12 protein-coding genes and 1 pseudogene are annotated in these 13343 nt (G+C 40.9%); 9 read left to right on the top strand and 4 right to left on the bottom strand.

Annotation, left to right across the window (positions count from 1 at the left end):
* Nucleotides 1-45: 45 nt before the first annotated feature.
* The gene (locus A4S05_RS03675) at nt 46-291 is read left to right on the top strand and encodes a hypothetical protein (RefSeq protein WP_069068464.1); all 246 of its coding nucleotides are present in this window, start codon (nt 46-48) and stop codon (nt 289-291) included.
* Between the two features lie 23 nt (nt 292-314).
* On the opposite strand, the pseudogene A4S05_RS03670 reads toward A4S05_RS03675, so the two are convergent.
* A pseudogene (locus A4S05_RS03670) lies at nt 315-1324 on the bottom strand (IS630 family transposase).
* On the opposite strand from A4S05_RS03670, the gene A4S05_RS03665 reads away from it, so the two are divergent.
* Together A4S05_RS03665 and A4S05_RS03660 are read left to right on the top strand one after the other, a co-directional pair.
* Nucleotides 1298-1945: a hypothetical protein gene (locus A4S05_RS03665; protein ID WP_069068463.1), complete on the top strand. Its 648-nt coding sequence runs from the start codon at nt 1298-1300 to the stop codon at nt 1943-1945. The pseudogene A4S05_RS03670 and the gene A4S05_RS03665 overlap by 27 nt on opposite strands.
* Before the next feature lie 31 nt (nt 1946-1976).
* Nucleotides 1977-2399: a DUF488 domain-containing protein gene (locus tag A4S05_RS03660; RefSeq protein WP_069068462.1), complete on the top strand. Its 423-nt coding sequence runs from the start codon at nt 1977-1979 to the stop codon at nt 2397-2399.
* An 87-nt stretch (nt 2400-2486) separates the two neighbouring features.
* Here A4S05_RS03660 and A4S05_RS03655 read toward each other — a convergent pair whose 3' ends face one another.
* On the bottom strand, nt 2487-2690 hold the full coding sequence (locus A4S05_RS03655) for a hypothetical protein (protein WP_069068461.1): 204 nt from the start codon (nt 2688-2690) through the stop codon (nt 2487-2489).
* A 14-nt stretch (nt 2691-2704) separates the two neighbouring features.
* Nucleotides 2705-2884 carry a hypothetical protein gene (locus tag A4S05_RS38505; protein ID WP_084226966.1) on the bottom strand — a complete coding sequence of 60 codons (180 nt, stop codon included), beginning with the start codon at nt 2882-2884 and terminating at the stop codon, nt 2705-2707.
* Nucleotides 2885-3409: 525 nt separating this feature from the next.
* On the opposite strand from A4S05_RS38505, the gene A4S05_RS03650 reads away from it, so the two are divergent.
* The 5 genes from A4S05_RS03650 to grpE all read left to right on the top strand — a co-directional run bounded on the left by A4S05_RS03650 (nt 3410) and on the right by grpE (nt 10402).
* Nucleotides 3410-4297 carry a peptidoglycan recognition protein family protein gene (locus tag A4S05_RS03650; protein WP_069068460.1) on the top strand — a complete coding sequence of 296 codons (888 nt, stop codon included), beginning with the start codon at nt 3410-3412 and terminating at the stop codon, nt 4295-4297.
* 580 nt (nt 4298-4877) lie between these two features.
* On the top strand, nt 4878-6137 hold the full coding sequence (locus A4S05_RS03645; RefSeq protein ID WP_069068459.1) for an FAD-dependent hydroxylase: 1260 nt from the start codon (nt 4878-4880) through the stop codon (nt 6135-6137).
* A gap of 469 nt (nt 6138-6606) precedes the next feature.
* Nucleotides 6607-9096, top strand: a complete 2490-nt coding sequence (locus A4S05_RS03640) for a tetratricopeptide repeat protein (RefSeq protein WP_069068458.1) — start codon at nt 6607-6609, stop codon at nt 9094-9096.
* A gap of 72 nt (nt 9097-9168) precedes the next feature.
* A complete protein-coding gene (locus A4S05_RS03635; RefSeq protein WP_256090809.1) occupies nt 9169-9531 on the top strand; it encodes a J domain-containing protein in 363 nt (120 codons plus the stop codon).
* A gap of 70 nt (nt 9532-9601) precedes the next feature.
* Nucleotides 9602-10402: a nucleotide exchange factor GrpE gene (gene grpE / locus A4S05_RS03630; protein ID WP_069068456.1), complete on the top strand. Its 801-nt coding sequence runs from the start codon at nt 9602-9604 to the stop codon at nt 10400-10402.
* 197 nt (nt 10403-10599) lie between these two features.
* Here the strand turns inward: grpE and A4S05_RS03625 are convergent, their stop codons facing one another.
* Complete coding sequence (locus A4S05_RS03625; RefSeq protein WP_069068488.1) at nt 10600-12126, bottom strand: site-2 protease family protein; 1527 nt, start codon at nt 12124-12126, stop codon at nt 10600-10602.
* A gap of 270 nt (nt 12127-12396) precedes the next feature.
* On the opposite strand from A4S05_RS03625, the gene A4S05_RS03620 reads away from it, so the two are divergent.
* Nucleotides 12397-13131, top strand: a complete 735-nt coding sequence (locus tag A4S05_RS03620) for an MBL fold metallo-hydrolase (RefSeq protein ID WP_069068487.1) — start codon at nt 12397-12399, stop codon at nt 13129-13131.
* The last annotated feature ends 212 nt before the right edge of the window (nt 13132-13343 follow it).

The following is a 13343-nucleotide window of genomic DNA, read 5'->3' as shown; positions in this document are numbered from 1 at the left end:
TATCACTGTAAATAATAAATTAGTTTATAAAATAGAGGTTGTTCTATGGAAAGAAGGAAAATTTTAATTGCAACTAAAACATACCCTTCAATTAGCACTAAATATCAAGAAACAGTCTGTACAGCAGGGGTTTTATTAGATGATGACGAGAAACCAATTCAGTGGATTCGTATTTATCCGATTCGGTTTCGTCAATTAGATTTTGATAAGCGTTATCCAAGATGGTCAATTATAAGTGCTAAAATAGAAAGAAATGACAAAGATTATAGAGAAGAAAGTTTTCGTATATAGCAATCCTAAATCATTTGTGAAAATCAATCATACATAAATATCTTTGGGAAATTAAATATTTCATGGTGAACAGCGAGTTCAAATAAACGCTTGACAATAGTAAAAGATTTACATAGATGATAAAACTCTCTAATAAACTTTTTAGCAGACAACCAAATATCTTCCACTGGGTTTTGTGTCGGGTCATTAGGAGCGAAGCGAATACAAGTAACTTTCCATTCGTCCTCGTTTAGCCCCTGATTTAGAGATTTTAAATAATCTTGAAATTCAACTGAACGGTGATAACTAGCTCCATCCCAAATCAAACTAATGCGGCTTTTAGGATATTGAGTAAGCAGGTATTCTACGAATGCAATTGCCGATTTAGAATCACCTTTTTTGAACGGCTTAATTAAAAATTCTTGTGTGTAATAATTCAGTGCGCCAAAGTATGTCTGTCTTTGTCTTTCGTTAAGAACTGGAACTTCAATTCTTTCTTGAGTATTACCCCAAATATAACCACAAATGTCTCCCCACAACAAATGACACTCATCCTCAAAAAATACAACCATTTCTCCAGACACAATCTCACTTTGATGTGCATTGAGCCATGCTGTAATTTCTAGTTTTTTTTTGCTACTAACTCCTCGTCTTTGCGTGGGTTCTTTTTTTGTGTTTTTTTCCAACTTATAGATGCTTCTTTAAATAGGTCATAATAGCTTTGATTTGACTCAAATGCTATATTGAAACTCTCTTCTATGTACTCTTTTAGTTCATTTAAATGTCAGTAATCTTTTTGTTTAAGCCATTCAATCACTGTTTGTTTTTGTTTGCTATCAAGATAACCCCTCGAACCTTGATATTTAAGTTTTAACCCTGCAACCCCCTGTTCCACAAAAATATATTTCCACTTATTGACAAAGCCTAAAGATACGTGCAAAATTTCTGTAATCTGAGAATGAGTGTAACTTTCCATCACCATTTGTACAGCCAGCGCTCGTTTCAATTCTCTTTTATCTGGGTTCCCTTGGATAAAATCTATCAATTCTTTCATATAGGGAGTTGTGTATTTTCTATATTAATTAGATCCAGCTTATCGTTATGTGTAATTTTTCACAACTCATTTAGGATTGCTATAGATGATTCTTCGATAGAAGTAATACGAAAAATTGATACTCGCAAAAACTGGGAAGAGCGAAAAGCCTTGGTTCTGTCGCTAGAATTCAAATCTATCCGGGAGATTAAAGAACAAGGTAAGTCTCTCGGTATTATTAAACCACAAACTATAAAAAAATACTTCTGTAACGAGACAGAACGAGAATGGAACCCAAAACAGCAAGGAATCTTGGATCAACTAGACTTGTTTGAGCCTTCAGTGCAGTTAGATAAAATCCCTTACAATTTTGGTTACGAGTTTATTTTTCAAGATGGAGATAAGCATCGTTGTACAATAAGTGATTGGGAAATTCAACAACTTTATAGAAATTGTAGAGATAGATCAAATGAAACAAGTATGGAGAGTAAAGAAAAGGAGGCTTTAGAAAAAGTACGCCAAAAGCTAGAAGACGAGTTTTTAACCAAAAAAGATTTATACTTTATCATGGGAAACCTAAAAACTCACAAAAATAGCTTTATGATTATTGGGATATTTTACCCACCATTAATAAAAATCTAATATTTAAACTTGATTGTTCCAGGAATTAAAAATGACAGTTAAAGATATTGCTAAAACAAGATGTATACTTACTTTTGGATATGGCAATCGCAAAGACTACGATGCCTTCTTGGAATACCTGCAAAAGTTTGATGTGGAATGTGTTGTTGATGTGAGGATGGTTCCTCGTGCTTGGAGTCGTAAATGGTACGGCGACAAAATTAAAGTGTTTTGTGAATTAAATAATATTGAGTATATTTCTAAAACTGCTTTAGGTAATACATCTGGGAAAGAAAATTGGATTCCAGTAAATCAAGAAGAAGCAGATATAGCTCTACATGAAATTGCACAAATTGCTCAAACTGGTAATGTTTTACTGTTGTGTGCTGAAATGAACCCAAATCGGTGTCATCGGAAAGAAGTTGCTCATTGCTTGGGAAAGCTAGTATCAATGCCTGTTAAGCATTTAGAGTAATCAACTACAATTTCTTTAATACTTGCAGGGCGAACTTTAAACTGTGCCAATCCCGTTGAAGGCATGGGGACTCGACACAACACAACATCACCGCGCTGTAAGTTCATCAGCAAATACTTCGTCGTAAATATCATTTTCAGGGCTTACCCAATCCTGATAAGCCTGAGATTCAACAGCAGGATTAACAGATTTTTCACCATTTTTGAAAGAAAGAGCTAAATCAAGCAATGCTGATAACTGCTCATCATTCAGTTGTTCAATCAGACTTAGAAGTTCTTGACGAATATTCATGGAATTGCCGACTGCTAACTATCTTCAATGTATGCCATAAAACAATCGCCTGTAGCGTTGGTGGTGCGTAGGCGATAAAGCGATCGTAGCCTTGGGGTGGCGCGAAAGCGTAACGCACCTTTGATACTCGTGAATGAGTCTTTGAACTCCATTAATGAGTCTTTGATACTCGTGAATGAGTCTTTGAACTCCATTAACGAGTCTTTAAACTCCGTTAATGAGTCTTTTAGCTCCGTTAATGAGGCTTTGAACTCCGTTAATGAGTGAATGTCAACGAAGACTGTAAAATCAGCTTTGGCGTTGCAGAACTTCGGTAAGTGATCGCAAAATCAGCCACTAAGTTACCTATGGCTATGCGAACACTACGCATCAGAGTATAAAAATTAACTATTTGAGCTTTGAGATTGCAATCTTAAATTGTAGAGATGTAAAAATTCGCGCTGTCCAGATCCCCGACTTCTTTAAGAAGTCGGGGATCTAACTTCACGGTAGCGATGGTTTTGATAGCATTGAGATAGCTCCTAGACAAAGGAAGCATCTAAAACAATGACTTAGGATTACAACATATACTAGTAACGTATATTTAACTAGACTTAAGGTATTATAGCGATTCTCGTTTGGATACCATAAGCTGTAGGGGTTTACAGAATTGCGCCTCTACAAAGGATATGCAAATTTAGCTATAAATTAATATCTACTGTTTTACGGGTATCAGAAAAATGAGGTTTAAAGACTGGGCGACTAGGGTGCTGCTAATCTCGCTGATGTTCATGGCTCTAATTATAGTGCTGCTAATTGGACGAGCGACAAAATTACAAAATAATCCGACAATATCTGATACATCCAATACATCCAATCCACAGGTTACAGCCTGGAGTCATTATCCCCAGGCAGAATTGCAATCAGCGAAAGAGCCAGAGAAGAAATCTCAAGATGTTATCAAGTCCCCAGTCAAGACTAACAAGCCTGTAGCAAGGTACGTAACCACTCAAGCTTTTGCACAATACAGACCTAATTATCAAGTTGTCGCAGTTAACCCAACTAACTATGGAGAACGCTACGCCCAAGATGTTAACGGCCTTCCTCTCACCAACCAACCAATTATCGTCCTCCATGAAACTGGTTATTCAGCTTCTAGCGCCATCAATTTCTTTCAAGTAGCCCATGACGATGAAAGTGTGCAAGCAAGTTACCACGCTTTAATCAAGTTAGATGGAACGGTGGTTTATCTAGTACCGCCAGACAAGCGGGCTTTTGGTGCAGCTAACTCAGTATTTGATAGTCCTGATGGCGTGGAAACTGTGAAGACTAATCCAAATTTGCCCCCGTCTGTGAATAATTTTGCCTATCACGTTTCTTTGGAAACACCGCCAGATGGTTATGACGCTAGCAGCCAACAAAGCCATAGCGGTTATACGGAAGCTCAATATAATTCTCTTGCTTGGTTAATTGCTCAAAGTCAAGTCCCAGACGATCGCATCACTACCCATAAACTAGTAGACCGTTCTAGTAAAAAAGTTGACCCGATAAATTTTGATGGTAATAAATTTCTAGACTTACTTAATACTTATCGTCAGGTTAGACCAATCTATCGAGTCAGTAAATAATTCAGATGAATAAGAGATCCCCCAACCCCCTTAAAAAGGGGGCTTTTTATATCCCCACCTTAAAAAGGCTACGGTGTACACACATCTTGGTAATGAAGCCCAAACCCTGGATTTACCCCCCTTAATCCCCCCTTGCAAAGCAGGGCTGATTCATTCCATTTCAAACAGGATTTGTCAAGATGGTTAGCAAGAAAATTGTAAGTAAGCGTGACGATGAGATGAACGTTTAAGCACTTAAATATCAGTAAAATAGTTCATTTTATCGGCACGCTGGTAACAAAATAACCAATTTAAAATTGCTAGAACCCTTGATTTTTCTAGCTATTTAGGGAATGAATCAGCCCTGCCCTTGCAAAGGGGGGAAATAGAAAATCCAGTTCCCTCCCCTTTGCAAGGGGAGGGTTAGGGTGGGGTAATTCGATAACTTGTGTATACACGTAGCCTTTTTAAGAGGGGTTAGAAGGGATCAAGTTTTCAGGTTTTGAGTGCGTAAGTCCTATTTAATTTTGAATTGTTAACTTGCTCAAGGAGGCGCGATCGCGTCAAAATAAGAGTTAAGACGCTGTAACCTAACTTAACAATGACCATAACGCAGCTTGAGCAAACTCTTTCCCCTCAACCAACACCGCCAAATGAGCGGGGATATGAATATGATTTGGTAATTGTCGGCGGTGGGATTATTGGGTTAACTCTAGCCTCTGCTTTAAAAGATTCTGGTTTGAGTGTCTTGCTAATTGAGGCGAAAGTGGCATCAGCGGCGGTAGCCAAGGGACAAGCCTATGCAGTTCACAAGCTTTCGTCACTAATTTATGAAGGAATTGGAGTTTGGGACAAAATGTTGCCTCAAATCGCCAAGTATTGCCGAGTTCGTCTTTCTGATGCCGATTATCCCAATGTGGTGGAATTTACCACAGATGATATACATACAGCAGAGTTGGGTTATGTGGCGGAACACCAAGCCCTATTGCAGCCTTTGCAAGACTTTATCCAAGATTGCCCAAATGTGACTTATCTGTGTCCGGCGGAAGTGGTAAATACGCAGTACCAGCAGAATATAGTCGCCATAGATATAAAAGTTGCCGATCAGCTAAGAACAGTTCGCAGCAAATTAGTTGTAGCAGCAGACGGATCGCGATCGCCAATTCGGCAAGCTGCTGGAATCAAAACCTCTGGCTGGAAATATTGGCAGTCTTGCATTGTGGCATTTGTCAAACCAGAAAAACCCCACAATAACACTGCTTACGAAAGATTTTGGTCTAGCGGGCCCTTTGCGATTTTACCTTTACCGGGGAACCGTTGCCGCATTGTCTGGACAGCACCCCACGAAGAAGCAAAAGCTTTGTGTGCCTTAAATGATGAGCAATTTTTGGCAGAATTAACCCGCCGCTATGGCGATCAAATGGGAAAATTGGAATTACTAGGCGATCGCTTTGTTTTTCAGGTACAACTCATGCAAAGCGATCGCTATGTTCTCCCCCGACTAGCATTAATTGGTGATGCGGCGCACAATTGCCATCCCGTCGGTGGACAAGGTTTAAATTTGGGTATTCGGGATGCAGCGGCTTTGGCGCAAGTAATTCAAGCAGCGCACAAAGCGGGTAAAGATATTGGTGACATCCAGATTCTCAAAGGTTATGAACGCTGGCGTAAGTTAGAAAATCTGACAATTTTAGGTTTCACCGATTTGTTAGATCGGATGTTTTCTAATAACTTCTTACCTGTGGTGGTGGTTCGTCGCCTGGGTTTATGGCTTTTACAGCGAGTACCGATGTTAAAGGTGTTTATGCTGAAATTGATGATTGGTTTGAAAGGGCGGACTCCAGAATTAGCAAAACGTTGAAGAAGAATTCAGGAGTCAGAATGGGCTAAACGCCCCGCTACCGCTAACAGGAGTCAGAATTGATAAAAATTTAGGAGTGTGGGATATTTAAACCCACCACCACTGTCTTGTGAGGAAAAATCAAAGCCTCGCTCACTTTGGGCTGGGGTTTACACACAAGTATCACGCGATGTGCAACTTAATATTCTTACCTCTCTCCAAACCTCTCTCCTAAAAGGAGAGAGGCTTTGATTTTTGCTCCCCTTCCCTTGTAGGGAAGGGGTTGGGGGTTAGGTTTGAGATAAAGTCGCACATGGCGTAAGTATCGTAAAAAAATATCCAACTTTTTCATATTTCATATTTTGAATTTTGAATTGTTAATCATGATTCTTTTTCGGTCAGCAACTACCTATGAAACGATCGTGATCGCTGATATCTTGATTAAATATATATAGGGTGTATCAACAGTTTTACCAAACTGGAGGCAAGGATGGCTAAACATGAGTCCAAACACCACTCACCAAAACATGTCTCTAGCACAGGTACAAAACTTGCTGAAAACCCCTTCCAGGTAAAACTGCAAGAATTGCTGAAGCAGAAAAAATATCGGCAGGCGTTAGAAGAAATTAAAAAAAATCAGCGATCGCATCCTGATATTGAATTCACTCCCAAAGAATCAGAGATTTGGTTACTGCGGGGTCAACAGGAATTCCAGAAGCAAGATTTTAAACAGGCAGAAAAATCTTTTGGACGCGCTCTACAATTGGGTCTGGCAGGAGAGGCTCACTACTGGCAAGCAAGGTGTTTGCTAGAGTTGAATCAATTGGACGTAGCTCTGAATTTGCTCCGTGAGGCTTTTGAAGCAGGCAATCTCACCAAAGACTACAGCATCTCTTATCTCAAGCTCCTATTGCTCAAAGGAGATATCGCCACAGTTGAGCAGTTAATCAACCAACAATCTAAACGCTTCAGCGCTGCCCAACTCCACTGGGTTCGAGGGGTTATTGCTCTCAAAAATGAACAACCACAAGCCGCTTTGACATCTTTTCAAAAAATTAAGCGCCCCATCACCCCAGGAGATTTACCAAATGCTTGGCTTGTTTACAGTCAGCAAGTGAGTGGTAGTTGGAGTGCAGCCGCTAATCTATTGGGTTTGCAATCATCCAGATTCACCTTTGGCAGACCAAAGTATTTGGAACATCCAATTTTAGAGCGGTTGGCAACTTCCCAACAAGCAAAGACCGGAGAACCACCCCTCAATCCCCAAAATCTGGAACAATCAGACCAGGTGATCCAGGATGCAATATCAGCGTTGGCAATTGTACAGCTAATTAATGATGGCAATCATCATGATGCCGCCCATGTGTTGCTACGGATGGAACGGTGTGCAGATCGTTTCCCGGAACTAAATATTCTGCGGACATCGCTTTTAACCCTTGCAGGTCAACAGGCACTTAATCAAGGACAAGCAGAATGTGCAGAGCTATTTTGGCAGCCTTTATTAACAGAGAAACCCTTTAACCCGCAGTTGGCAGTTAACCTGTTAGAGGTCTTTGAAGTTACTGATTCTGAGCAAGAACGCCGACGTTTGTTGACTCAGTTGTTGAAGTGGTTAGAGCAGGAAGGAAAACAAAAGCCTCAAGAATGGCCTGCGGAACGGTTGAAACCAACCTTAGCTCACCTCCATTGCCGGATGGCAGATGCTTACATGGCACTAGATCGCGATCGCGCTGCTTTAGGAGCTTTACAACAAGCAGAACGTATCTGTCCCACATCACCCGAATTACTTGGCCGCAAGGGACTTTTTGCGGCAATGGAGGAAAATTATACTGAAGCGATCGCACTGATTACCCAAGCCATTGAAGGTGGCTGTCGCTATCAAGAAATTTATGATGGCTTGCTGAGTTGTTGGGATGAACTAGGAGACAAACAAGCACGTAATGAAGCTCGTCGGCGTTTTGGCAAGCACTTTGGCGACTTCAGTATTGAATCGGAAGTAGAAGTATTGCCCTGGGTGGATGCTATTTCTACGCTAAGTTATCCTTTCTTTAGTCGTCTGGTGCAGGGGAAAGAGCAGAAAGATCCGGCTTTGCGTGCCTGTCAAATTTTTGTGAATGCAGTACAAAGTTCTCCCAACTCTGGCGGACGAGTTTCGTTAAATCAAAAAGCAGCCACCGAAGCCTGGGAAGCTCTCTTAGAACAAATATCTGGAAATGAGCAAATTTTTGTATTGCAAGCGATCGCTCTTTCTATCCATCTATTCGCCAAACGCGAAAAAGGCATCGCCGCTTTAACAAATCAATATCTGCAAAAGTTGTTCAACCTATCAGCAGAACACCCAGAAGCCAGAGTTGCCCATTTAGTTGTCTTAGCTGTCAAAGAAGGAAGTCCCCAAAAACTAGAATCTCCTCTGCGTGCCTACCTCGACACCATGCCCCAACCAGGCAATGCTCTGGCAAATATCCAACTGCAAGCACGCCGTTTTGGCTGGATTACAACCTTGATTCCTGCCTTAGAAGAAGCATTACGTCGGGAACCACAAAATCCTTTATTGCTATTAGCTAGAGCCACTACCTACCATCTCAATCAACCAAAATATGAACAATTAAAGCAAGAGGGATTTGAATTAGCTCGTCGCCTACAAGATGCCAAAGCATTACAAGCATTTCGGGAAGAACAGGCGTTTCTTGCCGCTAAAGAAACTCAGAGCATAATGCCAGATCCAGAGAAATTTGACAATCTGAATATGTCAAATATTGATGATTTATTAGAAGGGATGCTTAAAAAATTATTTGGCAGCAAAATTCCCCAAGCTGAGTTTGAGAAGATGCTTCCAGAACTTAAGCAAATGATGTTAAACAGTATGCCTAATTTCTTGGATGATGATGAGGAAGAAGATGATGAATCAGAGATCGACTTAGACTTTATCTTTAGAAGCTTACCACCTACCTCTAGAAAACCAAAGGGTAGAAGAAGATGAAATTTTCAGCAATTATTTTAATTGAAGAAGAATTCAGAATTCAGAATTCAGGAGTCAGAATCAATATAACTCTTGGAGAGGCTGCACCAACAGCAACGCTCAGTACAAGTCCCAGTCCCCAGTCCCCAATCCCCATTTATGACTTCCCACCACGAACACTTAGGAATTTCTCCAGGAGCTACCCCCGCTGAAATTAAAGCGGCGTATCATTCCAAGCTGCGTGAATTTCCCGCTCATACTTATCCAGAAGAATTTAAGGCAATTCGAGGAGCTTACGAGGCACTTCGTAAAGGAGAGACAATCCAAAATGAGGATTTTTTGAAGATTCGTCCCTTAGAAGCAGAACTGAACCCAGAAATATTAAAACAGGTACGAGAAAAAGCGATCGCTCAACTAGAAGTTAGCCTAGATGATTTAATTCGTGCCACATTTTGATTGTTTGGAAATGGGGAATGGGGAATGGGGAATGGGGAATGGGGTATTGAAAACAAATGACAAATGACAAATGACAAATAACAAAGAAACTTTATTTAACAAATTTTTAGATTATTTACATTCAGAACAAACGCCACCAGACTATCTGGTTAAGGCACCAGAATCTACTAATTCTTTTGATGCCTATCAAATGGTGGCAGAATGGACTGCTTTGCGCCATGAAGTTAAGCAACAGGGTAAATTATTGCGTTCTACTCAAGATGCTTTGGTGCAAGCATTGGAAGTAACTCGTACAGATAAAGAACAGCTACAAATACGCCTGGAAGAAAGCCAAAAACAGGCATTGGATAAATTTGAAAAACAGCAAGAAAAACTACTAAAAGATTTGCTGGGTATCCTGGATGCTTTAGATCAGGCTTGTACTTACTGGCAAGAAGAAATAGAAGCATTATCTGCTACCTCAATACCAAAATCTCCCCCACAAAAAAACTTCTGGGAAAAGCTAAAACAGTGGTTTGGTGGTAAAGAAGTTCAATCAACGGTGTCTGAAAAATCACCAATATCAGAATCTTTAAGCGAAATTTTAATCAGCAATCAACAGGGAGTAGAGTTAATTAGGCGATCGCTTTTAGAAGTACTACGACAACGGCGGGTTGTTCCGATCGCAGCACAGGGGAAACCCTTTAACTCCCAAACGATGTATGCTGTGGGACGTGAGTTAAGAGCAGATGTTGCAGATAACACCGTGATTCAGGAAGTAGTACGCGGTTATTTATGGGGCGATACCACTGGTAACGACGGAGCCATGCGCGTCTTGAGAGAAGCACAGGTCATCGTAGCAGCACGAGGGAATGAGGACTTGGAGAATTGACAAGGCAAATATGGAACTAGTACTGATTTGTGTAATTCGTAATTCGTAATTCGTAATTTGTAATTCGTAATTACTGTTCCGTAAGGGTTTTAGACATTTCAAATGGGTAGCTTATTTACGCTGCGCTGTACTAGTACTGCATGAAGGAAATAAATCAGGAGTGAGAATACAGAATCCAGAATTGGTGAATACTCTACTTAAATTTGCAAAAGGTTAGCGATCGCTTGCGGTAATGGCAAAATAATTATAATCAACAAAGCCATTGCCAATAATCCCCAAACGTCACGTTTGTTATCCAATTCACTGACATCATTTAGCGCAGGTTCATCAATCAACGGCATAAATAATAAGATAATCGCCCACACCAAAAATTCTTCCCGAACTAAAGCCAGCAATAGCAACAACACGCGAGCAATTTGACCAATTACCATCGCAGTTCGTTGTCCAAACATCGCATGGACAATGTGACCTCCATCTAGTTGTCCCACAGGCATTAAATTTAACGCCGTCACAATTAATCCCAGAAAACCTGCTACTGCAACTGGATGCAAGTCAAGGGCTGATTTTGCTGTTAACTCACTTCCCAAAGCTAACTTTGAGAGTAACGCCAGTAAAATCGAATATTTGGGATTAAGGGCATCAGGATTCAAAAGTCGGGTTTTTTCAGTGATGGGAACCACATCAGAATTAGCCAAGCCCCATATTAGTAGTGGCAAAGTAATAACAAAACCTGCAACTGGGCCAGCAATACTAATATCAAATAAAGCTTTGCGGTTGGGAATTGGACTACGCATCTGAATAAATGCCCCAAAAGTTCCCAAAAAGAAAGGTACGGGAATAAAGTAAGGCAACGTCGAGCGAATTTTGTAAAACTTAGCTGTCAAATAATGCCCAAGTTCATGAATACCCAAAATAGTCATTAGTCCTAAAGCATAAGGCAATCCCTTAAACAGGACATCTGGGTTAGATAGAACTTTGAACAAAGAGCCAATTTCCCAGAGAGGCGGCAGAGAAACACCAGCAATTTCCACTCCTACCAAGGTAGTAGTTAGCAAAGTAGCTACTAGTAGTAGAAGTGCTAATCCTGGTTTAGTTAACTGTTCCTGGTCGCGTCGTGATGTATTTCTCTCTTTAGCAGCTTGAATATTGGGAACTAGCACAAAGAAAGGTTTATCATTTAAACCTTCTTGAAAGATCAGCAAGAAGCGATCGCCAAATTGTGCTTCAATATTAGTCTTAATCTGCTGGTAGGCGTTGCTGGCTTTAGTTCGCAACTGACCACGGCAAATCACAGCTTGTGGTCGATACTCAATATTTTGAACGTAGTATACAGACCAAGGAAAACAATTTCGCAGTTGGGTTTCTTCCGTTGGCTCAATGGGACGCACTATTGGCTCTGGGGTAGGCTGGATAGTCGGCTGTGATTCTGAAGCTTGGGCTTGGGCTTCAGTTTCGGTCTGTGTATCTCTTGGCACTCGACGCCCCCAGTGAAACAACATCCAGTACAACAGTGTGCAGACAAATAACGACCAAATGATCAGTCCTGGCGGTGGAGGTGGTTTCGCCCCGTATATCAGCGTCCATCCACTTAACAGAAATGCTGGTGTCATTAAAACCAGCCACAACAACCATACTGGCGTCCGAGTGATGTGAGCGACGCTGTGCTGCACCATTATATAGGTAGCTAGCCCCAGTAGGAGGATAAACAGAAACCAAAATGCCATGTTATCTACAGTAATTTTGACAAAACACCCTACCAGTAGCTTCAGCACCATAGCATTAACTACAAGGCAGACCTCAAATCCCAATTTTTTTCACAAGGGTTAACAGGGGAATGGGTATTGGGTACTGGGGACTGGGAGACAAGAATAACTAATACCCAAATGTCCCATGCCCCATGCCCCATGCCCAATTCCCAATCCCTAGTTCAATTCTTGAGAATTTCCACACTACCACCAGATTGTCCACAACTCCTCAGTTTCGGTTCTTTGATCATGTGCCCTTTACCTCAAAAACCAAGTCATACAACTAAGTCACCACGGGCTGTCTTCCCTGACGAAGTTCCTAGCGGAAGTTCTCTGCAATCGGACTTCGCACAAGAGAGTATTTTTGCCTTTCCACCCAATCGGGACACATTAGGGGGAACCTCTTATTTTATTGTAAGAAATGAAGGGAATATCCTCATAGATTGCCCTGCTTTAGACCAAACAAATCAAGATTTTTTGCGATCGCATGGAGGCGTGCGTTGGTTATTTATCACTCATCGCGGCGCTATTGGCAAGACTGCCGAATTTCAGCAAACCTTTGGCTGCGAGGTGCTGATTCAAGAGCAAGAAGCTTATTTATTACCAGGCTTAACCGTAACTACATTTAGACAAGAATTTATCATTGATGCAGCAACACAAGTGATTTGGACACCAGGTCATTCTCCCGGCTCATCTTGCCTCTACTACGGTGAATTTGGAGGTATATTATTTTCTGGTCGCCATTTACTCCCAAATCAGCATGGCAAGCCAGCATTATTACGGTCAGCTAAAACCTTTCACTGGCCAAGGCAAATTCAGAGTCTTCGATTATTGTTAGAACATTTTACACCAGAAACTCTCCGGTATATTTGTCCTGGAGCTAATACAGGCTTTCTTAGAGGCAAGCGAGTCATAGATCAAGCTTATCAACACCTCGCCTCTCTAGATTTACCAGCTTTGCTGCGGATAGAGCCTCTACTTTAGAAGTAAGGGAGTTAGCAGTTATGCCAGATGCATGGATAGCACAATTACGTGACTGTGCAACTAAAGTTCATGGTCAGCAAATTCTGCAATTAATTAATCAAATTCCCTCATTCCATTGCTCATTTAGCTAATGGGTTAAGGCAGTTAGTAAATAACTTTGATTTTGAGAAAATTTTGGAATTAACAAAATAGGAGCGTAAGAAACCCTTTTA

It is taken from the genome of Nostoc sp. KVJ20, from assembly GCF_001712795.1.
In the GTDB taxonomy this organism is placed as follows: Bacteria; Cyanobacteriota; Cyanobacteriia; order Cyanobacteriales; family Nostocaceae; genus Nostoc.
The sequence above is the reverse complement of the archived record's forward strand: the minus strand, read 5'-3'. Positions and strand labels throughout refer to the sequence as shown.

Bases quoted from the DNA above. Each gene is read 5' to 3' on its own strand.
- grpE (WP_069068456.1), top strand. From the start codon at position 9,602: ATGACAAATAACAAAGAAACTTTATTTAACAAATTTTTAGATTATTTA.
- A4S05_RS03645 (WP_069068459.1), top strand. From the start codon at position 4,878: ATGACCATAACGCAGCTTGAGCAAACTCTTTCCCCTCAACCAACACCG.
- A4S05_RS03675 (WP_069068464.1), top strand. From the start codon at position 46: ATGGAAAGAAGGAAAATTTTAATTGCAACTAAAACATACCCTTCAATT.
- A4S05_RS03660 (WP_069068462.1), top strand. From the start codon at position 1,977: ATGACAGTTAAAGATATTGCTAAAACAAGATGTATACTTACTTTTGGA.
- A4S05_RS03640 (WP_069068458.1), top strand. From the start codon at position 6,607: ATGGCTAAACATGAGTCCAAACACCACTCACCAAAACATGTCTCTAGC.
- A4S05_RS03655 (WP_069068461.1), bottom strand. From the start codon at position 2,690: ATGAATATTCGTCAAGAACTTCTAAGTCTGATTGAACAACTGAATGAT.
- A4S05_RS38505 (WP_084226966.1), bottom strand. From the start codon at position 2,884: ATGGAGTTCAAAGACTCATTCACGAGTATCAAAGACTCATTAATGGAG.
- A4S05_RS03650 (WP_069068460.1), top strand. From the start codon at position 3,410: ATGAGGTTTAAAGACTGGGCGACTAGGGTGCTGCTAATCTCGCTGATG.
- A4S05_RS03620 (WP_069068487.1), top strand. From the start codon at position 12,397: ATGTGCCCTTTACCTCAAAAACCAAGTCATACAACTAAGTCACCACGG.
- A4S05_RS03625 (WP_069068488.1), bottom strand. From the start codon at position 12,126: ATGGCATTTTGGTTTCTGTTTATCCTCCTACTGGGGCTAGCTACCTAT.